Genomic DNA, 23,737 nt, shown 5'->3' with positions numbered 1-23,737 from the left:
TCAGTCCGATTCCGTCCGGCGCCGCCGTGAGCTGCGGAAGGCCACGGCGGTCGCCGCAACGCCCGCGAGGACGAGACCGATCACGGCGTGCGGGGTGCCGGGGCCCGTGCCCTCGACGCGGTCCGTCGTGGCCACGGCGAGATGGGCCGCGCCGCCACCGCCCGCGCGGACCGGCGCGACGGGGGTCCGCTGATCCGTCGGCGACTGGACGACCTTGATCTGGCCCTTCGCCGGGTGGCGATGACCGTCACAGACGACGCTGACCTCGTACGCGGCAAAACTCACGCCGGCTTTCACGGTCGTCTGTCCGGAGAACTGGGAGCCCTGCTTGGTGGAGAGCTCCACGTCCGCGGCGAAGGCCTGGGACGTGACGGTGGCCGTGGTCCCCGCGCAGCCCGAGACGCTGATCGCCACCTGATCGCCCGGGACGACGGTGGCCGGTGCGACCGCGACTTGCACGGAGTCGTCGGCATGTGCGGCGGTGGCGGCGGGCGCCAGGACCAGGACCGTGGCCACCCCTGCGGCACGGAGAGCTATCAAGCATGAACGCATCGTGAACCTCCTGATACGGAAAAGATTCACGCGTCTGGGGCGTTTTCGCATCCGCAAGAGCGGCCCGGTCGTCCATTTGAGCCCCCTGACGTGCCCAAATGCGTCAGACCCGTTCGGCTCACACCCGGTGGGCGCCAGACCGGCCGACGTCAGATCCGGTCGACGAGATCGGCGATCGAGTCGACGACCTTGGAGGGCCGGAAGGGGAATTTGTCGATGCCCTCGGGGCTGGTCAGCCCGGTCAGCACCAGGAAGGTCTCCATGCCCGCCTCGAGACCGGCCAGCACATCCGTGTCCATCCGGTCGCCGATCATGGCGCTGGTCTCGGAGTGCGCGCCGATGGCGTTGAGCCCGGTCCGCATCATCAACGGGTTCGGCTTGCCCGCGAAGTACGGCTCCTTGCCGGTCGCCTTGGTGATCAGCGCGGCGACCGAGCCGGTGGCGGGCAGCGGGCCCTCGGCGGAGGGCCCGGTCTCGTCGGGGTTGGTGCCGATGAACCGTGCCCCGGCGTTGATCAGCCGGATCGCCTTGGTCAGGGCCTCGAAGCTGTACGTACGGGTCTCGCCCAGCACCACGTAGTCGGGGTCGTGGTCGGTGAGGACATAGCCGATGTCGTGCAGCGCGGTGGTCAGACCCGCCTCGCCGATGACGTATGCCGTGCCGCCGGGGCGCTGGTCGTCCAGGAACTGCGCGGTGGCCAGCGCCGAGGTCCAGATGTTCTCGACGGGCACGTCCAGGCCCATCCGGGCGAGCCGGGCATGCAGGTCACGCGCGGTGTAAATGGAGTTGTTCGTCAGGACCAGGAAAGGCTTCCCGGTCTCCCGCAGCTTCTTGATGAAGGCGTCGGCACCCGGGATCGGCACGCCCTCGTGGATGAGGACACCGTCCATGTCGGTGAGCCAGGATTCGATCGGCTTGCGCTCTGCCATGCGGGCGGACTCCTGCCGTACGGAAACTCACTGTGCTGGGGACGCCGCGACGACGGTGTGGCGGCGCCCCCAGCCTAATCAGGAAGCTGTGACCTTGACCCCGTCGGATTCGTGCTCCGTACCCGCGTGCGCCCTCACATGTGTTGTAGATGAAGGCAGGACTGAGGCATTGGGCTGGACCCGTTACCACTAACTGCCGGTCGCGGACTTCCACGCGTCCACATAGGACTGGAGGTTCTTGTCGATGTCCTTCCAGTCCGGCTCGAAGACCTCGATGCCCTCCAGCAGCTTGGCGAGGTCGATGGCGTTGGCGTCGGTCGCCTTCACATCGCTGCGGGCCGAGAAGCCGCCGCCGATCGCGCTGACCTGCTTCTGCGCCTTCTCGGTAAGCATGAAGTCGAGGAGCTTCTTGCCGTTCTCGCTGTGCGGGGCCTTGTTGACCAGACCCGCCGCGTAGGGAAGCGCGAAGGTGGTGGGCTTGCCGCCCTCCTTCGCCGGGAACCAGATCGCGAGGTTCGGCATGGACTTGGACTGCGCGAAGTTCATCTGCACATCGCCGTTGGCGACGAGGATCTCGCCCTTGTCGACCTTGGGCGCGAGCTTGGAGGTGGAAGAGGACGGGCCGACGTTGTTGGCCTGGAGCTTCTTCAGATATGCCATCGCCGGCTCCTGGCCGCCGAAGTCGTGCATGGCCTTGATGACCACGGCGGTGCCGTCGCCCGCGACGCCGGGCGTGGAGTACTGCAGCTTGTCCTCGTACGTCGAGTCGAGCAGCTCCTCCCAGGTCTTCGGAGCGGTCTTCAATTCCTTCTTGTTGCAGACAAAGCCAAAGTAGTTGTTCACGACCGAAGTCCACTTGCCGTCACCGGACTTGTCGGCGCCGTTGACCTTGTCGGCGCCCTTGGGCTCGTACGCCTGGAGCAGTCCCTTGGAGTCGGCCTGCTGGATGAAGGGCGGAAGGGTGACGATGACATCGGCCTGGGTGTTGGACTTCTCGCGGGCGGCGCGCTGCACCATCTCGCCCGAGCCGCCCTCCACGTACTTGACCTTGATGCCGGTCTCCTTCTCGAAGTCCTTGAAGACCTGGTCGTACCAGCCGTCGCCCTTCTCGCCCTTGAGGCCGTCGGCGCTGTAGACGGTGACGACCTTCTCTTCGGCGGCGGCCGAGCCGCCACAGGCGGTGAGGGAGGCGGCGAGTGCGAGGCTGCCGACGACGGCGGCGATCGGCTTGAGGTGGCTGTGCATGGCGTGTGCTTCTCCTAGCGGTAAGAGGCTCTGGTGCGGATGCGGGAGACGGCGAGCAGGACGAGGAGCGTCGTGCCCATGAGGACGACCGCGAGGGCCGATCCGGTGAAGAGGGACCCGCGGTCGGTGGCGGTGAAGATGAGTACCGGCAGCGGCATCCAGTCGGGCGGGTAGAGCATCATCGTGGCGCTCAGTTCGCCCATGGACAGGGCGAAGCAGAGCCCTGCGGCCGCGGTGAGCGACGGCAGCAGGAGTGGGAGTTTCACCCGGAACATGACGTACGAGGGGCGGGCGCCGAGGCTCGCCGCCGCCTGCTCGTACATCGGGTCGAGACGGATGATGGCGGCGGCGACCGACTGGTGGGCGAACGCCGTGACAAGCACGGTGTGCGCCAGGATCACGATCCAGCGGGTGCCGTTGAGCAGCATCGGCGGCTTGGAGAAGGCGACGAGGATCGCCAGGCCGACGACCACGGAGGGGACGGCGACGGGCAGCACGAACAGCGCGTCGAGCACGCGCCGCCCGCGTTTCCCCAGGCCGGCGGCCGCGATGGCTGCCCAGCTGCCGACGGTGAGGGCGAGCAGGCTGGCGGTGACGGCGGTGACCAGGCTGGTGGTGAGGGCTTGGAGGGATTCACCGCGGAGGGCAGCGCTGTAGTGCTCGGTCGTCGGCCCGGAGGGGAAGGCGCCGGACCAGTGCGTCGAGAAGGACGCGGCGACGATGACGAGCAGCGGCAGCGCGAAGAGAGGCAGGAAGAGGACGAGGAAGAGCGCCCAGGCGGCCCATTTCCCCTTGCGGCTATGCACCAACACGACGGCTGACCATTCGGTAGAGGCTGTAGAGACCCACGGAGATCGCGATGTTGACGACGGCGACGACGCAGGCGGCCGGATAGTCGGACTCGAGGATCGCCTTGCCGTAGACGAGCATCGGCAGGGTGGTCACGCCCTTGGCCCCGGTGAACAGGACGATGCCGAACTCGTTGAGGCACATGACGAGTACGAGACTCCCGCCGGCGGCGAGCGCGGGCAGCGCCTCGGGCAGGATCACCCGCCGCACGATCCGCGCGGGCCGCGCCCCGAGCGAGGAGGCGACCTCCAGCTGGGCGGTGTCGAGCTGCGAGAAGGCGGCGAGGAGGGGGCGCATCACGAAGGGTGTGAAGTAGGTGATCTCCGCGAGGAGTACGCCCCAGGGGGTGGTGAGGAAGTGAAAGGGGCCCTCGGCCGCGCCGGTGACGTCCGTCCACAGTCCGTTGGCCATCCCGACCGTGCCGTAGACGAAGAGCAGCGCGAGGGTGATGAGGAAGGAGGGAAAGGAGAGGAATACGTCGATGAACTTGGCGACCGCCTTGCCGCCGGGGAAGGGCACGAAGGCGATGACCAGGGCAAGGACGAACCCGAGGACGAGACACCCGACGGTGGCACCGACGGCGAGCCAGACGGTGGTGGCCAGGGCGTCGCGGAAGGCCTGGGAGCCGAAGACGTCGGAGTAGGCGCCGGGTGAGAGGGACTCCTGTACGACGAGCGCGAGGGGATACAGGAAGACGAGCGCCAGGACGGCGACGGGAGGAAGAAGCCACAGCGTTGTGGGCATACGTTCCGCGAGGGCGATGGGGGCACCTCCCAGGCCCGAAGGGCCCTGGGGGAGGGTGGGCACAACCCCCGGACGGCGTTCAGCGAATGCCGGGCGTCCAGCGGGACTACCCATGGCTCACCCCGTCCGCCAGCAACACCGCGTCCTCCGGCGCGAAGTGCACCGTGACCTCGTCCCCCAGCGAAGGCGTCGCCCGCAGTTCACGGACGTCCGCCTTGACGCGGTGACCGTCGACGTCCACGTACAGCCGGTGTGTGGAGCCCCGCCACTGGATCTCGGCGAGAGTGCCGCGCAGGGCGTTCGGGCCGTCCCCGAGGCCGATCAGGTGCGGCCGTACGCACAGCGTCGCGCTCGCCCCGGCTGCGATCTCGGCCGTGGGGACCTTCAGGTCCGAGCCGGCGAAGGACACGGAACCCGAACCGACCGTGACCGGGATGAGGTTCGCGTTGCCGACGAACGACGCCGTGAACTCCGTACGCGGCCGCCGGTACAGCTCCTGCGGCGTACCGCAGTCCCTCAGCCGCGCCCTGTCCATCACCGCGATCCGGTCCGCGAGCGTCAGTGCCTCGACCTGGTCGTGCGTGACGTACAGGATCGAGACGTCCGGCAACTCCCGGTGCAGCCGGGCCAGTTCCGCCAGCATCCCGGACCTGAGCTGCGCGTCCAGTGCCGACAACGGCTCGTCGAGGAGCAGCACGCCCGGCCGGATCGCCAGCGCCCGCGCGATCGCGACGCGCTGCTGCTGACCGCCGGAGAGCTCGCGCGGATAGCGCTGCGCGTAGGCCGCGATCCCGGTCATCTCCAAGGCCTCGGCGACCCGCGCCGGTATCTCTCGCTTCGGTGCCTTCTGCGCCTTGAGGCCGAAGGCCACGTTCTCCTCGACCCGCATGTGCGGGAAGAGGGCGTACTGCTGGACGACCATCCCGATCCCCCGCCGGTACGGCGGCAGTCCGGTGACATCGCGGTCGCCGATGAACACCCGCCCGGAGACGGGCCGCACGAATCCGGCGACGGCCCGCAGTGCCGTGGTCTTGCCCGAGCCCGAGGGCCCGAGCAGCGCCATGACCTCGCCCGGCTCGACGGTGAGGTCGAGCGAGTCGAGCACGAGATTCTTCCCGTACGCGACCGAGACGTTCTCGAAGCGGATCCCGCTGGTCATCGGTCTGCCCCGGCCAGGAGCTCCGGCAACTCGGCGACGGATCCGAGCACATGGGTCGCGCCGTGCGTCTGCAGCTGCTCCATGTCGTGCGCGCCGGTCAGCACGCCGGCGACGATACCCGCGCCGGACCGGACGCCGCTGCGCATGTCGTACGAGGTGTCCCCCACGACCGCGATCTGACGGACGCCGTCCACCGCGCCGGTGCGCAGGAAGGCGGCGAGCACCATGTCGGGGTAGGGGCGGCCGCGGCCGCCCGCGTCGGCCGGGCAGAGAGTGAGCTCGACCAGGCCCTGCCAGCCGAGCGCGGCCAGGATCGCGTCCTGGGTTGCGCGGGCGAAGCCGGTGGTCAGGACGACGGTGCGCCCCTGGTCGCGCAGGTGCTCAATCGCCTCCCGCGCGCCGGGAACCGGCGCGATGCGCCCGCCGTCGACGAGTGCGCCGTACGCCTCCTCGAACGCGGCGTTCGCGGCCTGCGCCTTCGTCTCGTCACCGAAGAGGTGCCGGAAGACGGAGATCTTCGACTCGCCCATCGTCGCCCGGACGTAGTCGATCATCGTGGCGGGATCCGCGCCGAGCCGCTCGGCGGCGGCGGCGAAGGCCTGCTCGACGAGGCCTCCGTCGGCGACGGTGGTGCCCGCCATGTCCAGTACGACGAGATTCAGCTCGTTCAACTTCTTCACCAGCCCAGTTCGTTCGCGGTCGTTTCGGCGATCGCGGGCGAGCAGGTCATGCCGCGCCCGCCCGGCCCTGTCACCAGCCACACTCCGTCGCGCACCTGCTGCCGGTGCACGACGCGGCTGGTGTCGGTGCACTGCGCGTACACACCCGCCCAGCGGCGGCGGATCCTCGGCAGCGGCCTGCCGAGGAAGGACTCGACGACCTCGGTGAGGTGCTCGTACGGGTCCTCGATCGTGTCGAAGGCGAAGGGATGCTCGTACTCGTGGGTGTCGCCGATGGTCAGCCCGCCGTCGCGGCGCTGCACCATCAGCAGCTGCATCTTGTGCGCGGCGGCGGTCGGGGTCTGGTCCTGTCCGGCGTTGAGCGCGTCCAGGGCCTCGCTCGCGTAGGCCGGGTAGTAGCGGAAGCTGTCGGCGTCGGCGACCGAGGTGGTCAGCGGCTCGCCGAGCGGGTCGGTCTGCATCATCTGCAGGCGCACCCGGCGCACGGGCAGGTCGGGGACGAGTTCGCGGACGAGACCGGAGAGCGCCGCGCCCGGGCACAGGACGACGGCGTCGCCGGTGTGTACGTCGCCGTGGTCGTCGCGGACGGATCGGTCACCGAGCACGTCGCGGACCTCGCGGCCGCCGAGGTAGGTGTAGCGGCCGGAGGCCAGCAGGGCCTGCTTCAGGGCGAGTTGGGCGGGCCGGGGCTCGACGGCCGCGTCCCGCTCGCACCACAGGGCGGCGGTGAAGGAGCCGCGCAGGGCGGGGTTGATCCGGCGCGCCTCGTCGGCGGTGATGAGCTTGTAGCCGCGGGCCGGGGCGTCGGGCCGCGCGACGGCGGCCTCGGCGACGGCCAGCTCCAGGTCGCCGCGCACGGGAGTGAGCGAGCCGATGGCCCGGAAGCCGAGCCCGGGCACCCGCGCCCCGATGGACTCCCACAGCTCACGGGCGCGCAGAGCGGTTTCGAGCTCCTCGCCGCCCGCGCGGCCGCTGACCCATATCTGGCCGAAATTGCGCAGGCTCGCGCCTCGTGCCTCGCTCTCGCGCTCGATCTGTACGACCTCGTGGCCGCGTTCCACTGCGTGCCAGGCGTGCATGGTTCCCACCACGCCGGCTCCTACGACGATGACTCTCACGACGCCAAAGCTCCTCGGGGTTGGTGTCCCGTTCGGGGCCGGTCGGCAACGGGACGGTGAACGGGCCTTCAATCTTGGCCTAGACCCGTTACGTTCCCGTTATCAGGGTGAGGTGTCCAGAGGGCGCTGCGCTGCATCTCCCGGGGGACAACCCCCGGACCCCCGGCAGAAACCCCCGCGTTCAGCCCTCAGTCCTGATGGCCCAGATGCGCGGTGAAGCTGAAGCGGTCGCCGCGGTAGAGGGTGCGGACCCGCTCCAGCGGCCTGCCCGCCGTGTCCCGCGAGAGGCGGTGGATCAGCAGCATCGGCAGGGCAGGGGGCGTGCCGATCAGCAGCGCCTCGCGCGGTGTCGCGAGCACCGTCTCGATCCGCTCGTCCGCGTCGCCGAAGGAGATCCCGAGCTGCTCACGCAGATAGGCGTAGAACGAGGAGTCGGGGTCGAAGTCGGCGTCCAGGCGCGGCACTCGGGCCACGGAGACGTACGTACTCTCCAGGCCGACGCGTTCGTCGTCGGCGAGCAGCACCCGCTCCATGTGCCATACGGGCTCGCCGCGGGCCACGCCGATGTCGGCGGCGAGGGCGTCGTTGCAGGGGAAGCGGTCGAGGCTGATGAGCGTACGGCCCGGGGTGCGTCCCTGGCGGCGTACGCCCTCGGTGTAGCTGGCGAGCGAGAGCGGCTGCTCCAGCTTGGCGCCCGCGACGACCGTGCCGCGGCCCTGGCGGCGCAGCCGGCCCTCCAGCAGGAGTTCTCGTAGTGCCTGACGCACCGTCTCGCGCGAGACCTCGTACCGTACGGCGAGTTCACGCTCGGTCGGCAGCAGCCCTCCCTCGCCCAACTCCTCGATCAGGAGGGAGATATGGGCCTTGACGGCGTAGTACTTGGGGATGCGTCCGTGCTCCGGGATGCCGGAGCGGACAGGGGCGCCGGGCGCCTGGTCGTTCGGGTAGTCCACCAGCGGATGTTCGCAGACGTATATGAACGATCAGCGGCGGCCCGCACGCATCCGGCGCTGCGCGAGCACGAGGATCCCGGTGCCGAGCAGGACCGCGCCGATGGCTGCGCCGAGGCGGAGGAGGGTGCCGGTGCCGGTGGTGGCGAGTTCGTCGACGGTGTCGGTTGCGCCGGAGCCGTCGTCGTCGAGGACGGCGAAACGGTAGTCGCCGGACTCCCCGACCCAGTCGCCGTCGCCGCCCTGGCGCTGGACGACCGCGGCGTTGACCGTGACCTGGTTGGGCGGGGTGTCGGCGGCCAGGGCGAGGCGGACCTTGACGGTGACCGACTTGTGGGCGGGGACGACGAAGCCGGGGAATCCGTCGTCGAAGGCGCCGACGATCTCGTCCTCGGCGGTCGTCTCCAGGGTGACGGGGCGCCAGCGGGCCGCCGCGGCGTCGTAGAACTCCAGCGCGAGCCGGGCGGGCGTGAGTCCCGGGTCACGGCCGGTGAAGACGATCACCGGGTGGATGTTGCCGCACCTCTCGCCGGTGGTGTTGGCGAGGTCCACGGACCACTCCACGAAGCCGCCGCCGGGGTGGTGGACGGACGGGCCGCCGTGGATACGGGTGTCGATGGGGAAGTCGGGGTCGGACACCTTGCCGCAGGTGGGCAGCTGGTCGTCGGGGCGTCCGGGAAGCGGCGGTGCGGCCGGCCCCGCGAGGGTCTCGGCGGCAGCGCGGGCGGTCACGGCGGCGGCCGTCGCGGCCGCGCCGGTGAGCACCGCGGGCGCGATGGTGGCTGCGGTGACTCCGACGGCGAGGGCATTGCGCAGTCGCATGGGAGACCTTTGCTGCTCGGCTGCGTACGAACCCCGGGGGGACACCCGGTCATGCAGCCAGACCCTGCCACGCGCGCGCGGCGGTGACCGGTCGCCACGTCCGGGCAGGGCCGATCAGCCACGCAGATCCGCCCTATCAGCCTATTTTCGGTGCGGTGAGTGCGACTTCGGCCCGGCCGAAGAGGGGGGCGAGGACGAGCTGCGCGGCGCCTTCGGCGACGGCGTGCGCGCCCCCTTCGGCGAGCGCCACCGGGACACGGACCCGCTCGCCGACACCGCGTACGAACGGTTCGACGTCGGCGTCGACAACCCGGCCGCCGAGCAGTACGCGGTCGATGTCGAGCAGTTCGACGAGATTGGCGGCGCCTATCCCGAGGACGCCGGCGGCCCGGTCGAGATCCCCGAGCCCGACGGCTCCGAGACACAGCGCCTCGATGCACCCGCGCCTGCCGCACTCGCACTGGGGCCCGTCGAGCTCGATGACCTGATGCCCGAACTCCCCCGCCCCGGTGCGCGCGCCCCGGTAGAGCGCCCCGCCGAGTACGAGACCGGCGCCGAGCCCGGTCCCGAGGTGGAGATAGGCGAACGACTCCCCGGCCCCCCGCAGAGCGAGCCCGAGGGCGGCGGCATTGGTGTCCTTGTCGAGTACGACGGCCAGCCCGAGCCGGACGGCAAGGGCATCCCGGAGAGGGAAGCCGTCCCACTCGGGAAACCCGGTGACGCGATGGGCGATGCCAGTGGCGTGATCGAGGGGCCCCGGCATGGCGACGCCGACCCCGAGGACGCGCCCGCCCGCCGTGGGCAGCGCCTCCACCTCGCCCGCCGCCCGCTCCACGACCGCGCCCGCCCCCGCGCCGAGGTCGAGAGGAGCGGTGCGCACCGCGACCGGGGCGCCCGACAGGTCCAGCAGGACGGCCGTCAGTTCGTCGCGGTCCAGATGCAGGCCCACGGCGTGCCCCGCCGAGGGGACCAGGCGCAGCACCGTGCCGGGTCTGCCGCCGGTGGACGCGCGGCGGCCCGCCTCCGCCGCCAGCCCCGCCTCCCGCAGCCGCGCGGTGATCTTGCTGACCGCCTGCGGTGTCAGCCCGGTGCGCTCGGCCAGCTCCATCCGGCTGATGCCGAGCTCACCGGCCGTACGCAGCAGATCGAGCACCAGGGCGGCGTTGTGGCTGCGCAGCGCGGGCAGATTCGCTCCGTTGATGGTTCGGTTCATGGGCTTCACGGATCCCATTGTCCTCTGCGCTTGCACTTTGGCAACACCGTTGCTTAAGTGGAAGACATGACCGGTACCGGCACCCGCACCCCGCTTCGCGTCGGACTCGTCGGCTACGGCCTGGCGGGGTCCGTCTTCCACGCCCCGCTGATCGCCGCCACCGAGGGCCTCGCCCTCGACACGATCGTCACCTCGAACCCGGAGCGGCAGCAGCAGGCCCGCGCCGAGTTCCCCGACGTGCGCTTCGCGGACTCGCCCTACGAGCTGGGGGACCGCACGGACGAGCTCGACCTGATCGTGATCGCCTCCCCCAACAAGACCCACGTCCCGATCGCCACCGCCGCCCTCAAGGCCGGTCTCCCGGTCGTCGTCGACAAGCCGGTCGCCGGCACCGCCGCCGAGGCGCGTGAGCTCGCCGCCCTCGCCGAGGACCGCGGCCTGCTGCTCTCCGTCTTCCAGAACCGCCGCTGGGACAACGACTTCCTGACTCTGATGCAGCTGATCGCGGCCGGCGAACTCGGCGACGTACAGCGCTTCGAGTCCCGCTTCGAACGCTGGCGGCCCGAGCTCAAGGGCGGCTGGCGCGAGTCGGGCGACCCGCAGGAGATCGGCGGCCTGCTGTACGACCTGGGCAGCCACGTCGTCGACCAGGCGCTGACCCTGTTCGGCCCGGTCGAGCGGGTGTACGCCGAGGCGGACGTACGTCGCCACGGCGCCAAGACCGACGACGACACCTTCATCGCGCTCACGCACACGAGCGGCGTCCGCTCCCACCTGTACATGAGCGCCACGACCGCCCAGCTCGGCCCCCGCTTCCGAGTACTCGGCTCGAAGGCCGGATACGTGAAGTACGGCCTCGACCCGCAGGAGGCGGCCCTGCGCGACGGCGTCCGCCCGGCCGGGGACAAGGACGCATGGGGCGTCGAGCCCGAGTCCCAGTGGGGCCGGATCGGCGCGGGCGACGGCGGGCGCCCGGTCGAGTCGGCCCCGGGCGACTACCCCGCGTACTACGCGGCGATCGCCGTCGCCCTGCGCGACGACACGCCCCCGCCGGTCACCGCCCACGAGGCGGCGGACGCGCTGGACATCCTGGAGGCCGCCCGCCGCTCCGCACGCGAAGGAATCACCGTGGAGGTCCCGGCATGACGGTCCCCATCCCCGCCCCGCTCACCGTCGAGGAGATCGAGGCCCAGGAACGCAAGCTGGCGCTGCGCCGCTTCACCCACGACGACGCCTGGGCGCTCGGCAGCCTGCTGGTCGAAATGGCCCACCTGCGTGAGGCCCCGGTCGCGATCGACATCCGCCGCGGGAAGCAGCAGCTCTTCCACTGCGCGCTGGCGGGGTCGAGCGCCGACAACGACGCGTGGATCGACCGCAAGCGTCGGGTCGTCGAGCGCTACGGCGAGAGCTCGTTCCTCGTCGGCGCCCGCCACCGCGCCAAGGGCACGACCTTCGAGGACTCCTCGCGCCTGGATCCGAACCTGTACGCGGCACACGGCGGCTCGTTCCCGATCACCGTCGAGGGCGCGGGCGTCGTCGGTACGGTCACGGTCTCGGGCCTGCCGCAGGCCGAGGATCACGCCATGGTGGTCGAGGCGCTGGAGCGCTTCATCTCCGCCCACCGAGGCGGTCACTGACTCCGGCGCGGGGATACGGGACCGGTCCCGAACCCCGCGCCGGGCTGTCCATGCGGGCGAGGGCGTGTTTGAGAAGTAGCGCCGTACGCCCGTAGGGCGGGCCCCGCGGCGTCTGGTGCGTGCAATCGCAAGGCGGAGGGTCGCCCTCGTACTGGACGTACTTGGGCGACTCCGACAACACCGCGAGTGTGCGTGCCAGGCGTCGCGGGGCAGGCGCGAGTTCTCAAACACGCCCTAGGCGTCCTTGAGCTCCTGGCGTTGCCGCCCGAGCCCGTCGACCTCCAGCTCCACCACGTCGCCCGCCCGCAGGAACGGCTTCGGCTCCGGCTGCCCGAGGGCCACACCCGCCGGCGTCCCCGTGTTGATGACGTCGCCGGGGTACAGGGTCATGAACTGGCTGACGTAGCGCACCACCTCGGCCACCGGGAAGATCTGGTCCGCGGTGGAGCCGTTCTGCTTGAGCTCGCCGTTGACCCACAGCTTCAGGCTCAGCACCTGCGGGTCGGGGACCTCGTCCGCCGTCACGAGCCAGGGGCCCAGCGGGTTGAACGTCTCGCAGTTCTTGCCCTTGTCCCAGGTACCGCCGCGCTCGATCTGGAACTCGCGTTCCGAGACGTCGTGCGCGACCGCGTACCCGGCGACGTACGACAGAGGGTCCTCGGTGTCCTCGATATAGCGCGCCGTACGCCCGATCACCACCGCGAGCTCGACCTCCCAGTCGGTCTTGCGGCTGCGGCGCGGCACCAGCACGGTGTCGTTGGGCCCGATCACCGTGTCGGCGGCCTTGAAGAAGACGACCGGCTCGGCCGGGGTGTCCGCGCCCGTCTCGGCGGCGTGGTCGTGGTAGTTCAGCCCGATGCACACGACCTTGCCGATACGGGCGACCGGCGCCCCCGTCCGCAGGCCGTCGGCCTCAAGGACGGGCAGCCCGCCCGCGTCCGCCGCGGCCCGTATCCGGGCGAGGGCGGACGCGTCGGCGAGCAGCTCCCCGTCGATGTCGGTGACAAGGCCGGACAGGTCCCGCAGCGTCGTACCGTCCTGGTCGAGCAGGGCCGGTCGCTCGGCGCCCGCAGTGCCGACACGCAGCAGCTTCATGGTCAATCTCCCCTGGTCGAGTGCGAGCCCCGACGATGGGTAGCGGCCATCGGGAGGATCGGAGGATTGGCCGATCCTCCAAGACGTCAGACCACTCCGCAAGACCCCGTTCACAACCTGGACCGTTACGCGGCAGTAGCAAGCGCGCCGGCGACAGGCATGTCCCGGTAGAGGAACGCCCGCTCGACAGCGGTCCAGATCGTGCTGGTGACGATGTAGAGCGCGGCGGCCAGCGGCACCCACGCCACGGTCAGCAGCGTGAAGAAGGAGAGCAGCGGCATGACCTTCGTCATCGCGCCCATCGCCCCCATGCCGGGCATCTGCTGGTCGGCGGCGAGGGGCGCGGCCGCCATCTGCCGCTTCGTACGCCGGTAGTTGTACGTCGCCACGGCGGCGACGATCGCGAAGAGCACGAGGTACACCAGCCCGGCCCCGCCGAAGACCCCGCCGTGCGCGAGGGCGTCGGACCAGCGGTCACCGAGGGGCGCGGCGAAGAGGGTGTGCGAGAGCAGGCCGTTCGGCTCGCCGCCGATCCGCACGCTGGAGAACAGGTGATACATGAGAAAGAAAGCGGGCAGCTGCAGCAGGCTCGGCAGACAACCGGAGAGGGGCGAGACCTTCTCCTCGGCGTGCAGCTCCATGAACGCCTTCTGCATACGGTCCGGGTTCTTGGCGTGCTTCTTGCGCAGCTCGGCGATCTGCGGCGAGAGCCTGGCCTTGGCCTTCTGCCCGCGGGCGGCCGCCCGCGAGAGGGGATGCACGGCGAGCCGTACGAGCGCGGTGAACAGGATGATCGCGGCGGCGGTGGCGGACGCGTGGAACAGCGGCTGCAGCAGGTCGGCGAGCTGTGCGACCAGGCTGGCGAAAACGGACATGGGTGAGCCCTCCGAGGGTCTCGTCGTGCCGGGATGAGGACATACGTCGGCATGACGCCCGCGAGGGGTGTGTACGAGTGGGTTCCCTACGCGGCCGTCAGGAGGGCACGGCCGGGCGCTCGGGGCCTGGTCCGCCCCTTCGCGTCGGGATCGCGCTGGGGCAGGAAGGCGGTGCGCTGCTCGCGGTCGCGGATGGCGGTGCGGACCCGGGTGCGGGGCACGACGGGCGCACAGCGCGCGCTGATGACGGCGCAGACGACGAGCGCGGAACCGGCGGCAGCGGTGGCGGTCGCGGCGAGCGCGAGCGCGGCGGTGAGGCTGCCGCCGTCGATGAGGAGGACTTCGACGAGGAGGAAAAGCAGGAGCGCGGCGGGCCGAACCGACTGCAGCAGTCGACGCTGTCCCATGCCCGCTCCTCCTCTCAGATCGTTCAGATGGGTCCTCGAACCCTCCAGCCGTTATACACGACGGCTGCTAGCTCTGGCGGGGCCGCATGGACTTCAGCTTCCCCCAGACGACGAGCCGGTATGTGGAGGTGAACTCGGGCGTGCAGGTGGTGAGGGTGAGGTAGTAGCCGGGCTCGCTGTATCCGGCGGAGGGCTTCACGATGCTGCGCGGGATGCGGGAGATCACTCCCGTGTCGCGGGGGGAGGTCTGCGCCAGCGAGGCGTCGACCACGTAGAGGTACACCCCGTCCCGTGTCTCGACCTGGACCTGGTCACCGTCCCGGAGCCGGTTGATGTGGCGGAAGGGCTCGCCGTGGGTGTTGCGATGCCCGGCGACGGCGAAGTTCCCGGCCTCGCCGGGCTGAGCGGTCCCCGGGTAGTGCCCGACGTACCCCTTGTCGAGGACTCCCCGCTTGGCGATGCCCTGGGCCACGGGGGCGACGACACCGAGGCGAGGGATGCGCAGGACGGCGTATGCCTGGTCCCAGCGGGGTCTCGGCGGGCTGGATGGACCGGAGTCGGGGTCTGAGTCGGGGCTTCCAGGCTCACGCGACGCATCAGCTTCGGGAAACACCTCCGCATTCCCTCCCGAAGTATCCCCTTCCTCACTTGCTGGACCGCCCCACTCCCGTTCCAGGGCCTGAACCTTGTGCTCGGCGCCTTCGCGGGCCTGCCGGTTGGTCCACCACAGCTGGTGTACGACGAGGAGGAGCACGACGACCCCGAGGGTGACGGCGACCTCGGCGCCCGCCCACAGCCCACGGGCGAGCGTGGCCCGCCTCCGCGAGCCGCGCCCCTGCACGACGACCGCCATCCGCTCACGCACGGGCGCACGATAGGTGCTGATCGCCGAAGTCACCAGATCCGTACGCCGCTACTCATCAGCCCTCTCGTATGGGCTTGCTCGTATGGGCTTGCACGGGCTTCATCCCGCCGAACCGCCGTACAGCAGTACGGTGTCCACCATGCGCCCCGACACGCCTGCCGATCACATCGCCGAAGCCGAGCGCCTGATGCGTACCGCGGCGCGGTACCCCGAGGACGACGAGCAACTGCTTCTCCAAGCCGCGGCCCACCTTGAGCTGGCAGGCGACCGCGAACGCGCCTCCGCCCTCTACGACCGCCTCCTCGCCACGGACTCCGAGCACACCCTGCTGATCAAGGCCCTCCAGGCGGCGAACCTGTGGGAGTACGGCCACGAGGCAGAGGCCCGCGCCCTGATCAACGGCATCCGCACGGCGGCCCCGGCGGACGCGGCGCCCTGGGAGATCATCGCGGAGACGCTGGAGTCCCACGACGAGCTCGAGGCGTCCCACGACTGCTTCACCACGGCCCTGGACCTGCTGCTCCCCGCGGACGACGACGAGGTCCCCTACGCCACCCAGTCCCTCCTCGCCGGCCGCCACCGCGTCCGCCGCCTCCTGGGCCTCCCCCACGACGACCGCGACGCCCTGGCGGACCGGGTCCACCCGGGAGACATCTCCCTGGACGAACTCCACGACCCGAAGCGCCTGTGGGCCCTGGGCTCCGACAACCCGGCCGAACTCCAGGCAGAAATCGCCCGCCTCCGCTCCGAACTCGGCTCCTACCGCTCGGAGTTGTCTCGCCCCTTCCCGGTGGCGGTCCTCCACTGGCCGGAGCCCGAGCTGGACGAACTGCTCGCGGCCTACCCCGAGTTGGAACGCGAATACCCGACCCACGAGGCCCACCTGACGGACCTCGAGGCATCCTTGCGCGACCTGTCGGCCACAGGCACGGGCAACCTGGGCATCGTGACGGGCACGGTCCCGTCGTACGAGGCCTTCGCAGCCTCGGAACAGTCCTCCCCGTCGAACGCGGACCTGCTCCCGCAGTACGCAACGACGCTGGCGGCCAGGGGCCGGGCGGTGGCGTGGCCTCCGTCGAGGGGGGCGGCGTGCTGGTGCGGGTCGGGGGTTGCGTACAGGGACTGCCACGGGGGGCCGAATCAGCCGTGAGGCTCTCGACTGACTGTTGACCTGGGCGCCTCCTGCCACTGCGCCCTGCGCCTCGCGCTCTATGGAGCCTCTTTGCCTGCACCCGCTGAACGCACGCGCCGACGCCGCTCGGGGACTTCGATGTGTCGTGCAAACCTGCGAGATCCACAAGTCCCCAAGCGTGCCGTTGAGGCATCCCCAGTTGTCCTCAGAAGGAGCCGTGAGTGACCCTGTTCGACCCGCCGGGACCTGCACCTGGCGTCTGTGATGATCCTCAACTCATGTTGGTTCACCAGTACTTGATGGCGCGCGACCCAAACGGCCAGCGCTTCGGCCAGGTCCTCCGGGACACCATTGATCAGTTGCTCGACGGGGAGCACACGGGACGCTTCGACTGGAACGACCTTCACAAGACCGAAAAGACGCACGCAGGCACGCTGGTAGAGATCAATCTGCTGCGGGAGTTCGACTTCCTCAGCGGGCAGGACATGGACTACCTGATCGAAGGCATTGAGGTGGACTGCAAGTTCTCGCAGAAGGAATTCGGCTGGATGATCCCGCCGGAAGCCTTGGATGAGATCTGCCTCGTCGTCTGGGCTGACGACCACCAGGGTCTCTGGAGCGCCGGCTTGTTCCGCGCGGATCGCAAGAGACTGACAACGAGCGGGAACATCACCAAGAAGGGCAATCGCGATGGGAAGTTCAGGCTCACGCAAGCCCACCGGTCGATGATCACGTGGCTCTGGCGCAGAGAGCCACTGAAGGAAAATCTTCTGCTGCATCTGGATTCAGATATACGAGATGCGATCCTCGCGCCTACATCAGGGCAACGGAGGATCAACGAGCTATTCCGGCGCGTCCAGCGACGCCGGATCGATCGCAATGTCGTGAGAACTCTGGGCCAGCAGCACGATTACATGGCTCGTGTCCGCGACGACAAGAGCGGGACGCGAGCACGGCCAGCCCTTCGACAGGAGGGCATCATCATCCCCGGGGACTCTGCGAACCACCGAGCCGTAGCTCAGGCGCTGGGGGGACCTATCCCAGAGAAAGGCGAGTTCGTCAGTTTCCAGGTCGCACGAGCTCAGCCTCATCATGACGACCGCCCATCTGTTGAGCTTGACGGTTGCCATTGGGTCGCAGTAGGCGATGGGGAAAACGAGGACGTTCCGGCCCCTAAGCTCCCATCCCGCTAGAGCCGACCGGCGAAACTGACACGACAGCGTGCGCTCACCCCCGAAGTCGGCCCTCGCCATGCCACATCAGTCTCGATGGCCTGCCGGACTCTGGATGGCCTGGTCACTCGCGCACGTGCGATCTTCTCCTACCAAGCCACAAGCCATACGGTAGTGGGATCATCCACTCCAGCGATCCCCCTTCTACGCAGAGGAGTTGACCAGTGGACGGCCCGGACGGCGAGTACCCGCTGATCAGGCAGTACCGGGACTGGATTCAGAACAGCCCGTCCGAGGACGGACCTGAACGGGAACAGTTCTTCAGGCAGGGGACCGTCGTACTTGATACCAACGTGCTGCTGAGCCTCTATGAATACACACCTGTTGCCCGTGAACAGGTCATGGGAGCCCTCCGGAGTGTGCAGCATCGGTTGTGGCTCCCACATCAGGTCGGGCTCGAGTTTGTCCAGAACCGCCATCGCATCATCATCGGCAGGAAGAAGGCCCTGGAAGATGCCTCCAAAGCTCTCCAGAAGAAGCTCGGAGAGGCACGCACGGCGATTGTGGACGCGCGGAAGCTTGTCCAAGACTTGTTGATCAAGTATGCACAGGACGCCACGGCCAAGGAAGCACTTGAATCTGAGATCTCCGATGAGGCCGTTAGGGCGCTGCATGGTGAGTGGAGCAAAGCCCTCGGCAATCACGTCCAAAGGCTCAAGGAGTACGACCTTGCCATTTCATCCGTGAACAGGGGTGACCCCGTACTCTCCCAAGTGGCTGCACTATTCGGCGACAAGATCGCCGAGCCACCCGATCCTGCCGAGCTCCGGCGGCGCGTTGATGAAGCCTCGTCGTACAGGTTCCCTAACCGCATCCCGCCAGGCTTCGCTGACGAAGGAAAAGGGACACCACTCTCCTCGTCCGGTGACTTCCTCCTCTGGGAGGAGACGATCGGGCATATGGCGGACTCGCCAGAGCGCTCCCATTTGCTGTTCGTCTCCAATGACACGAAGGACGACTGGTACCAGCCAGCCGGCAACGGCTTGAGTTCCCGTCCTTGGCCTTCTCTGGCAAGCGAGTTGAGGACGCGCACGGCGGCCGAACTGCGGATCGAGACACCAGGTGAGTTCTACCGAGGCGTGAACCGCTTTCTGGACGCGGAGATCGCCGACGAGACCTATGCAGAGATCGACCGCGCAGCCAAGCATCTCGTCGAGGTTGTGATCTCAGAGCAGGAAGCCGTCCATGTTCAGCCAGGGCAAGAACTTATCGCAGCGGCATTCGATGCTGCAGTCCTGGATGAATCCCTTCTGGACAACATCAATGACGCGGCTTCTCGCCTGCTGTTCACCTGGTGGCTGATCGGCGTCACCGCACAGCTGGGCCGGCGCCCGCGCTTCGACGACGAACCAGACGTGGCCGTAGCACCGGCGACTCGCTCGGCGATACAGCCGGCTCCTACGTGGCTGCCCGGACGCCGTCTCCACCTGGGTGAATGGCCCTACCGGAGTTCATCGTGGATAGCGCCTTGGTTTGCTCAGACCGTCACAAGTGCGTCGCGCCACGACAGGCAAATCCTTCAGCAGCTTGCCGCCCGACAGCTGGACTTCGAGCGGACAGACGATCAATAGCCAGGCCGTGAACCACGCCCACCTGAAGAACGGAGTCACCCCGTGACCAGTCAGCAGTCGCCTGAGGATCTGTGGCGCCAGCTCCAGCCGGATGCACGGCATGCCTTGAAGAACCTCCTTTCGGAGATTACAGATCAAGTGAATCCAGACCCGGGGAACCCTCAGTCGCTGTTCGAGGCCTACACGTACGCCAAGGACATCACCGCGCGAGCTATACAGTCCCGAATGCTGATGCACCTGCCGCCTGAGAACCAGAAGTTCCGGGCACTGCATACAGAAATTCAGAAGGAGATGACTGCTCGTTATGTAGACATCGTTCCGGCGAATCTTCTCAAGAGTCCATATGGCAGCAAGACTCACGAGCGCCTCTTCTCCTTACTTCAAGAGAACTTGGCGCAACCGGTACCTTCAGCAATGCTGCGCATTGTGACTGCAGACGATGTGCACACCGAGCGGAGAGCCCGTGAGCTGCGCGAGCTCGGATTCGACCTCGCTTGGTACGAGCTGGAAGGAATCAATGTCTACGAACTTCGTTCTCTCGAAATAGACTTCGGCATGATTCCCGCTATAGTGAGAAACAAGGTCCGACGGAGCAAGGCACTCACCACGGGTGAAAAGCAGCGGATTCTCGAGAGGGCGGGCATTCCAAAGGATGGGTAGCAGCAGTGGCAGCGACTGGGAGCCGCCGCCAGGTTCCTGGGCCTCTTCGGCTGCCCGTCGCCGGAACATGCAGGCTATCCGCAGCCGGGACACGGCGCCTGAGCGTTTGATCCGACGACTCGTTCACGCGCAAGGTCTGCGCTATCGGGTAGCGGCCAGGCCGCTACCCGATCTTCGCCGGACGGCCGACTTGGTCTTCCGCCCATCGAAGGTCGCGGTCTTCATCGACGGCTGTTACTGGCACGGTTGCCCCGAGCACTACGTCCCGCCCAAGACCAACCCCAGCTACTGGTCGGGCAAGGTCACGCGCAATATGGCCCGTGACCTTGACACTGACCAGCGCCTCCGCGCGGCCGGGTGGACCGTGCTCCGATTCTGGGAGCACGAGTCACCCGACGACTGCGCCCTCACGATCGCTGCGACGGTCAGTCGGCTCCGGAATGACGGGGGCTGACAGATCGGCCATGCTAAACAGCTCTCCGCTGTTCAGCTCCCCGACCTTGGCCCGCTCCTGCCGCACCGGCGCCTTGACCCCGGCCTTCATGGCCGCCTCGAGTGCTTCCCTGATCTGCTCGCCCACCGCCTGAGCGACCGGCGGCGGGAAGGCGTTCCCCACCTGCCGGTACGCTGCGGTCTTCTTGCCCGTGAATTCCCATTCCTTCGGGAATCCCTGGATAAGTGCCGCCTGGGTCACCGTGAGCTTAGGGCCCGCAGCCGCAAAGAGATCACGCTCCTTGCTATTCAGGCGCTCCATGTCCTCCGGCTTGTTCGCAACACCGAGCCCGCACACACCCAGGTATTCCCAGGCCTTCTTGGCCCGCGTCGGGCCGAGGTCCGCGCCGCCATGCTTCTTTGAGCCACCGACGAGTGTGGGGGCAACGCCTCTCGACGCCATCTCCAGCCACCGCTCAAGCCTCTCGTCGGCCCGCGGGTCGTCGACGTCTTTAAAGCGTTCGCGCATGGAGTCCTCCAGCGCCGCCGCGACTGTCACCAGGGGGAGCGCCTTCGGCTTCCGAGTCGGAAAAAACGGAACGTACGCCTTCTTCATCGCCACGAGGATGGCGCGCGGACGGAGCTGCGGGACCCCATAGTCCTTGGCTTCCAGGACGTCCCAGTAGCACTTCCCGTAGCCCAGGGACTCGAGTTCCCCCAGGATCGACCTGCGATACTCGCGGAACTTCTCCTCAGGCTCCAGCAGCCCCCGGACGTTCTCGATCATTACGACCTTGGGCTCCAGCTCTTGGACAAGCTTGAGCATGTCCGGGAACAAGTCCCTCTCATCGTCCGGCCCCAGCTGCTTCCCGGCGACGGAGAACGGCGGACATGGGACCCCGCCGGCCAATAGATCCAGATCTCCAGGATCCAGCTGCAGTCTCTTGCTCAACTCCTCCGGCTTGACCTTCGTGAGGTCAGCCTGAAGCACTTCACAGCCCGCCCACTCCGCGTTGCCCTGCACGTTCTTCTCGAGGGTGGCGATCGCATTGGGGTCGATCTCGATCAGCGCGAGATGCTTGAACAGCGCATTGTGCAAGCCTAGCGCCTGCCCACCCGCCCCAGCGCAAATCTCAACCGAGGTGAACTTCCTCTCGGTGCTGGTCATGCACCCTCCTTCCAGACGTGCCCGACTGGTGCCGATTGGCACCAGTCATCACAGAGGGTGACAGACCCCACTGACAACGCGACCGCCTCCAAGTTTGCGTCACACATCATCGCGCCCCGACCGACCCACACGTGACAGCGGACACGCCTACGATATTGCCCGCGACGCGTGAGCCTGCACGGCCCCTTGGCCAGCTGCTGCCAGCCTGTGTGCAGGCTGTGCAACAGCCGTCGAGCACTCCGCAGGGGCGACCGCTCGCACTGGACCGCAGAATCTCGCACGTCGAGAAACTCGAGCAGCCCAGTATCCCGTCGTCGCCAGACCAGACTGGGCGGTCGTGAATTCCGGTGGCAACACACTTGCCGCGAGGCCCGCTCCGGAGAACCCTGGCTCACCCGTGCACTCCTGGGGGCCGAGACAGCACGACCCGCTCCGGCCAGGACGGGCCCGGCCACCACCTCGGTGTTCACGCGGCAGCATCCAGCTCGGCTTCGTATTTCAGTTGCGCTCGGTCAAGCACATCGTCAGGGACAGCCCCCTGGGCAGCCAGCCAATGAAGCAGGTCAGCGATCAGACTGACCGCTGTCTCCTCGTAGGCTCGCGGGCAGCTGAGCAACGGCGCGACCGCCGGTCCGGCCAGCTCCCGGTAGTCGCCGAGGACCGCATTAGCTCGCTGAATACGAGTGCACGCACCGTCTCCGGCGACCGAAAGCTCGCACCAGACCGCCTTCCCCGATGCCGTCACGAGGGTGCCCCAGTCGCGCGCCATCGCGGACAGCAAGTGGAGGCCGCGGCCACACTCCGACGGCCACCCCTCCTCAGCGAGGACCGGAACCTTGTAGCTCGTGTCGTGGATTTCCACGCGGATACAGGCAGCGTGCAGCTCGAGGACGAGGGTGGCAGCACTTCCCGTGCCCACGTGTTTGACCACGTTTGTCGCGAGCTCGGTCACTACGAGCTCAGTCTCATCCGCTAGACCTGCCAGGCCCCAGGGGCGCAGCTCCGCCCTCACGGCCCGCCGGAGGCTGGACAACACGTCGGGGTACGCCCTGAACGGAATCACGTATCGGTGTGGAGTCTGAGCGTTGCCGCGACTAGTCATGCCGGTACTCCCTCCCTGGCCACATCAGTGCTGCGCCTGCCGTATCCGTACGACTGCACTGCGTAGCGCTCGGTGCGAGTATGACATCGAGAAGTCTCACTGTGTAACTTCTCACGCGAATGGATCGAGTGAATCTGGTAGTACGTCAACTCGGCCCCCATCTAGCCTCATTGGGGCAGCCGGTCAGTGTTCCGGCCGGACTGGAAGGAACCCACATGCCAGCGAGGGCCACGACCCGCCGACGCCACCTCGGCGCAACGCTACGCAAGCTGCGTGCCCGCAAGGGGATGACTCTGGAGGAAGCCGGTCAGCTCGTTGGGGTCTCCAAAGCCACGGTCAGCCGGTACGAGACGACCGAGGGGCCGGTCAAATGGCTGGTGGTCGATGCTCTTTGCCGTGAGTACGGAGCAAGTGGCTCTGAGCGCACGGCCATTGTCGCTCTTGCCAAGGATGCGAAGCAGCAGGGGTGGTGGAGCTCATTTGCTGACCACATCCCGGAGACGATGAACCTGATGCTCACCCTCGAAGACGAGGCTGTGCGCGAGGACCACTTCTCCTGTGTGTACGTACCTGGCCTGCTCCAGACCCGGAGTTACACCACCGCGCTACAGCAGGCCAACGAGATGCGCCGATCGCCTGAAGAGATCGAACGCCTTGTGGATATCCGCATGCGGCGCCAGGAGATCCTCACCCGCCCCAAGGCCCCTCACCTCTGGGCCATCCTCGATGAATCCGTCATCCGCCGCGTCATGGGCTCCCCCGAGATCATGCATGAGCAACTCAGCCATCTGCTCTCCGTCGGCAGGTCAGGAAACATCACACTTCAGGTCCTGCCCTTCGCCCTTGGCGCACACTGCGCAGCCCTCGGCAGTTTCGTCATCCTCGGCGGCGCCGAGCCCTCCCTTGATGTGGTGTACGTCGACCTTCACATCGGCTCCGTCTTCATGGAGAAGGAGGCGGAACTGAACCGCTACCGGCTTGCGTTCGAATACCTGCGCGCACAAGCGTTGGACATCGAGGCATCACGGGAGCTGATCAGCCGTGCCAAGGAGGACCTGAAGGATGCGACGAGCGAGCACTGAGATTCCAAACTCCGCCTGGTTCAAGTCGACGTACAGCGGCGGCAATGAGACCGAGTGCGTGGAAACGGCCTTCATCGAAGGCAGCACAGCCGTGCGCGACAGCAAGCAGCTGCGCGGGCAGCAGCTACGGGTGCAAGCCGCAGCATGGACCGGGTTCATCAGCGCTGTGCAGAAGGGACAGCTCGGCTGACCCACCGAGGCAGCCCTGCTGCAGCCAA

The 23,737-nt window shown here is 68.1% G+C and carries 26 protein-coding genes; 9 read left to right on the top strand and 17 right to left on the bottom strand.

Annotation, left to right across the window (positions count from 1 at the left end; genetic code table 11):
- The 11 genes from OG905_RS25640 to OG905_RS25590 all read right to left on the bottom strand — a co-directional run bounded on the left by OG905_RS25640 (nt 1) and on the right by OG905_RS25590 (nt 10,261).
- Nucleotides 1-552: a hypothetical protein gene (locus OG905_RS25640; RefSeq protein ID WP_328677581.1), complete on the bottom strand. Its 552-nt coding sequence runs from the start codon at nt 550-552 to the stop codon at nt 1-3.
- A gap of 149 nt (nt 553-701) precedes the next feature.
- The gene (locus tag OG905_RS25635) at nt 702-1,481 is read right to left on the bottom strand and encodes an HAD-IIA family hydrolase (protein ID WP_328677580.1); all 780 of its coding nucleotides are present in this window, start codon (nt 1,479-1,481) and stop codon (nt 702-704) included.
- 189 nt (nt 1,482-1,670) lie between these two features.
- Complete coding sequence (locus tag OG905_RS25630) at nt 1,671-2,726, bottom strand: 2-aminoethylphosphonate ABC transporter substrate-binding protein (RefSeq protein WP_328677579.1); 1,056 nt, start codon at nt 2,724-2,726, stop codon at nt 1,671-1,673.
- Nucleotides 2,727-2,740: 14 nt separating this feature from the next.
- Entirely contained in the window at nt 2,741-3,538 is a 798-nt protein-coding gene (locus OG905_RS25625; protein WP_328677578.1) for an ABC transporter permease, read from the bottom strand.
- Nucleotides 3,525-4,319 (bottom strand): 2-aminoethylphosphonate ABC transporter permease subunit, encoded by a 795-nt coding sequence (locus OG905_RS25620; RefSeq protein ID WP_328677575.1) that lies wholly within the window; start codon nt 4,317-4,319, stop codon nt 3,525-3,527. The genes OG905_RS25625 and OG905_RS25620 overlap by 14 nt, the downstream gene beginning before the upstream one ends.
- Before the next feature lie 106 nt (nt 4,320-4,425).
- Complete coding sequence (locus OG905_RS25615; protein WP_328677573.1) at nt 4,426-5,478, bottom strand: ABC transporter ATP-binding protein; 1,053 nt, start codon at nt 5,476-5,478, stop codon at nt 4,426-4,428.
- A complete protein-coding gene (locus OG905_RS25610) occupies nt 5,475-6,158 on the bottom strand; it encodes a phosphonatase-like hydrolase (protein WP_328677571.1) in 684 nt (227 codons plus the stop codon). The genes OG905_RS25615 and OG905_RS25610 overlap by 4 nt, the downstream gene beginning before the upstream one ends.
- Complete coding sequence (locus OG905_RS25605) at nt 6,155-7,276, bottom strand: TIGR03364 family FAD-dependent oxidoreductase (protein WP_328677570.1); 1,122 nt, start codon at nt 7,274-7,276, stop codon at nt 6,155-6,157. The genes OG905_RS25610 and OG905_RS25605 overlap by 4 nt, the downstream gene beginning before the upstream one ends.
- A 188-nt stretch (nt 7,277-7,464) precedes the next feature.
- The gene (locus OG905_RS25600; RefSeq protein ID WP_328677568.1) at nt 7,465-8,229 is read right to left on the bottom strand and encodes a GntR family transcriptional regulator; all 765 of its coding nucleotides are present in this window, start codon (nt 8,227-8,229) and stop codon (nt 7,465-7,467) included.
- A 30-nt stretch (nt 8,230-8,259) separates the two neighbouring features.
- On the bottom strand, nt 8,260-9,048 hold the full coding sequence (locus OG905_RS25595; RefSeq protein ID WP_328677566.1) for a hypothetical protein: 789 nt from the start codon (nt 9,046-9,048) through the stop codon (nt 8,260-8,262).
- Nucleotides 9,049-9,184: 136 nt separating this feature from the next.
- Entirely contained in the window at nt 9,185-10,261 is a 1,077-nt protein-coding gene (locus OG905_RS25590) for an ROK family transcriptional regulator (RefSeq protein WP_328677564.1), read from the bottom strand.
- A 66-nt stretch (nt 10,262-10,327) separates the two neighbouring features.
- On the opposite strand from OG905_RS25590, the gene OG905_RS25585 reads away from it, so the two are divergent.
- Entirely contained in the window at nt 10,328-11,407 is a 1,080-nt protein-coding gene (locus OG905_RS25585) for a Gfo/Idh/MocA family oxidoreductase (RefSeq protein WP_328677562.1), read from the top strand.
- Nucleotides 11,404-11,898 (top strand): heme-degrading domain-containing protein, encoded by a 495-nt coding sequence (locus tag OG905_RS25580; RefSeq protein ID WP_328677560.1) that lies wholly within the window; start codon nt 11,404-11,406, stop codon nt 11,896-11,898. Before OG905_RS25585 ends, OG905_RS25580 begins: the two co-directional genes overlap by 4 nt.
- A 234-nt stretch (nt 11,899-12,132) precedes the next feature.
- On the opposite strand, the gene OG905_RS25575 is transcribed toward OG905_RS25580, so the two are convergent.
- The 4 genes from OG905_RS25575 to OG905_RS25560 form a co-directional block, all read right to left on the bottom strand.
- Complete coding sequence (locus tag OG905_RS25575) at nt 12,133-12,993, bottom strand: fumarylacetoacetate hydrolase family protein (protein WP_328677558.1); 861 nt, start codon at nt 12,991-12,993, stop codon at nt 12,133-12,135.
- 125 nt (nt 12,994-13,118) lie between these two features.
- Entirely contained in the window at nt 13,119-13,868 is a 750-nt protein-coding gene (locus tag OG905_RS25570) for a YidC/Oxa1 family membrane protein insertase (protein WP_328677557.1), read from the bottom strand.
- 86 nt (nt 13,869-13,954) lie between these two features.
- On the bottom strand, nt 13,955-14,275 hold the full coding sequence (locus tag OG905_RS25565; RefSeq protein ID WP_328677556.1) for a DUF6412 domain-containing protein: 321 nt from the start codon (nt 14,273-14,275) through the stop codon (nt 13,955-13,957).
- A 67-nt stretch (nt 14,276-14,342) separates the two neighbouring features.
- Nucleotides 14,343-15,128, bottom strand: coding sequence for a class E sortase (locus tag OG905_RS25560; RefSeq protein ID WP_328682600.1), 786 nt, complete (start codon nt 15,126-15,128; stop codon nt 14,343-14,345).
- Between the two features lie 151 nt (nt 15,129-15,279).
- Between OG905_RS25560 and OG905_RS25555 the strand changes: the two genes are divergently transcribed.
- The 5 genes from OG905_RS25555 to OG905_RS25535 all read left to right on the top strand — a co-directional run bounded on the left by OG905_RS25555 (nt 15,280) and on the right by OG905_RS25535 (nt 20,189).
- The gene (locus OG905_RS25555) at nt 15,280-16,290 is read left to right on the top strand and encodes an SEC-C domain-containing protein (RefSeq protein ID WP_328677554.1); all 1,011 of its coding nucleotides are present in this window, start codon (nt 15,280-15,282) and stop codon (nt 16,288-16,290) included.
- 203 nt (nt 16,291-16,493) lie between these two features.
- The gene (locus OG905_RS25550; protein WP_328677553.1) at nt 16,494-17,465 is read left to right on the top strand and encodes a NaeI family type II restriction endonuclease; all 972 of its coding nucleotides are present in this window, start codon (nt 16,494-16,496) and stop codon (nt 17,463-17,465) included.
- Between the two features lie 203 nt (nt 17,466-17,668).
- Nucleotides 17,669-19,075 (top strand): PIN-like domain-containing protein, encoded by a 1,407-nt coding sequence (locus OG905_RS25545; RefSeq protein ID WP_328677552.1) that lies wholly within the window; start codon nt 17,669-17,671, stop codon nt 19,073-19,075.
- Between the two features lie 42 nt (nt 19,076-19,117).
- A complete protein-coding gene (locus OG905_RS25540) occupies nt 19,118-19,735 on the top strand; it encodes a hypothetical protein (protein ID WP_328677551.1) in 618 nt (205 codons plus the stop codon).
- A complete protein-coding gene (locus tag OG905_RS25535; RefSeq protein ID WP_328677550.1) occupies nt 19,728-20,189 on the top strand; it encodes a very short patch repair endonuclease in 462 nt (153 codons plus the stop codon). The genes OG905_RS25540 and OG905_RS25535 overlap by 8 nt, the downstream gene beginning before the upstream one ends.
- Here OG905_RS25535 and OG905_RS25530 read toward each other — a convergent pair.
- Together OG905_RS25530 and OG905_RS25525 are read right to left on the bottom strand one after the other, a co-directional pair.
- Nucleotides 20,124-21,335: a DNA cytosine methyltransferase gene (locus tag OG905_RS25530; RefSeq protein ID WP_328677549.1), complete on the bottom strand. Its 1,212-nt coding sequence runs from the start codon at nt 21,333-21,335 to the stop codon at nt 20,124-20,126. The two genes, OG905_RS25535 and OG905_RS25530, sit on opposite strands and share 66 nt — an antisense overlap.
- A 466-nt stretch (nt 21,336-21,801) precedes the next feature.
- Nucleotides 21,802-22,437: an ATP-binding protein gene (locus OG905_RS25525; RefSeq protein WP_443043988.1), complete on the bottom strand. Its 636-nt coding sequence runs from the start codon at nt 22,435-22,437 to the stop codon at nt 21,802-21,804.
- Between the two features lie 215 nt (nt 22,438-22,652).
- Between OG905_RS25525 and OG905_RS25520 the strand changes: the two genes are divergently transcribed.
- Both OG905_RS25520 and OG905_RS25515 read left to right on the top strand, forming a co-directional pair.
- Nucleotides 22,653-23,519, top strand: a complete 867-nt coding sequence (locus OG905_RS25520; RefSeq protein WP_328677547.1) for a helix-turn-helix domain-containing protein — start codon at nt 22,653-22,655, stop codon at nt 23,517-23,519.
- Entirely contained in the window at nt 23,500-23,709 is a 210-nt protein-coding gene (locus tag OG905_RS25515) for a DUF397 domain-containing protein (RefSeq protein ID WP_328677545.1), read from the top strand. Before OG905_RS25520 ends, OG905_RS25515 begins: the two co-directional genes overlap by 20 nt.
- Nucleotides 23,710-23,737: the final 28 nt, after the last annotated feature.

Source organism: Streptomyces sp. NBC_00322 (genome assembly GCF_036147535.1).
Classification (GTDB): domain Bacteria; phylum Actinomycetota; class Actinomycetes; order Streptomycetales; family Streptomycetaceae; genus Streptomyces.
Note: the sequence above shows the minus strand (reverse complement) of the source record. Positions and strands in the feature narration are given on the sequence as shown.

Coding starts and splice junctions, on each gene's coding strand:
- OG905_RS25595 (WP_328677566.1), bottom strand. CDS start 9,048: ATGCGACTGCGCAATGCCCTCGCCGTCGGAGTCACCGCAGCCACCATC.
- OG905_RS25615 (WP_328677573.1), bottom strand. CDS start 5,478: ATGACCAGCGGGATCCGCTTCGAGAACGTCTCGGTCGCGTACGGGAAG.
- OG905_RS25560 (WP_328682600.1), bottom strand. CDS start 15,128: ATGGCGGTCGTCGTGCAGGGGCGCGGCTCGCGGAGGCGGGCCACGCTC.
- OG905_RS25515 (WP_328677545.1), top strand. CDS start 23,500: ATGCGACGAGCGAGCACTGAGATTCCAAACTCCGCCTGGTTCAAGTCG.
- OG905_RS25565 (WP_328677556.1), bottom strand. CDS start 14,275: ATGGGACAGCGTCGACTGCTGCAGTCGGTTCGGCCCGCCGCGCTCCTG.
- OG905_RS25570 (WP_328677557.1), bottom strand. CDS start 13,868: ATGTCCGTTTTCGCCAGCCTGGTCGCACAGCTCGCCGACCTGCTGCAG.
- OG905_RS25640 (WP_328677581.1), bottom strand. CDS start 552: ATGCGTTCATGCTTGATAGCTCTCCGTGCCGCAGGGGTGGCCACGGTC.
- OG905_RS25525 (WP_443043988.1), bottom strand. CDS start 22,437: ATGACTAGTCGCGGCAACGCTCAGACTCCACACCGATACGTGATTCCG.
- OG905_RS25530 (WP_328677549.1), bottom strand. CDS start 21,335: ATGACCAGCACCGAGAGGAAGTTCACCTCGGTTGAGATTTGCGCTGGG.
- OG905_RS25520 (WP_328677547.1), top strand. CDS start 22,653: ATGCCAGCGAGGGCCACGACCCGCCGACGCCACCTCGGCGCAACGCTA.
- OG905_RS25630 (WP_328677579.1), bottom strand. CDS start 2,726: ATGCACAGCCACCTCAAGCCGATCGCCGCCGTCGTCGGCAGCCTCGCA.
- OG905_RS25620 (WP_328677575.1), bottom strand. CDS start 4,319: ATGCCCACAACGCTGTGGCTTCTTCCTCCCGTCGCCGTCCTGGCGCTC.
- OG905_RS25555 (WP_328677554.1), top strand. CDS start 15,280: ATGCGCCCCGACACGCCTGCCGATCACATCGCCGAAGCCGAGCGCCTG.
- OG905_RS25575 (WP_328677558.1), bottom strand. CDS start 12,993: ATGAAGCTGCTGCGTGTCGGCACTGCGGGCGCCGAGCGACCGGCCCTG.
- OG905_RS25585 (WP_328677562.1), top strand. CDS start 10,328: ATGACCGGTACCGGCACCCGCACCCCGCTTCGCGTCGGACTCGTCGGC.
- OG905_RS25590 (WP_328677564.1), bottom strand. CDS start 10,261: ATGAACCGAACCATCAACGGAGCGAATCTGCCCGCGCTGCGCAGCCAC.
- OG905_RS25635 (WP_328677580.1), bottom strand. CDS start 1,481: ATGGCAGAGCGCAAGCCGATCGAATCCTGGCTCACCGACATGGACGGT.
- OG905_RS25580 (WP_328677560.1), top strand. CDS start 11,404: ATGACGGTCCCCATCCCCGCCCCGCTCACCGTCGAGGAGATCGAGGCC.
- OG905_RS25535 (WP_328677550.1), top strand. CDS start 19,728: ATGGGTAGCAGCAGTGGCAGCGACTGGGAGCCGCCGCCAGGTTCCTGG.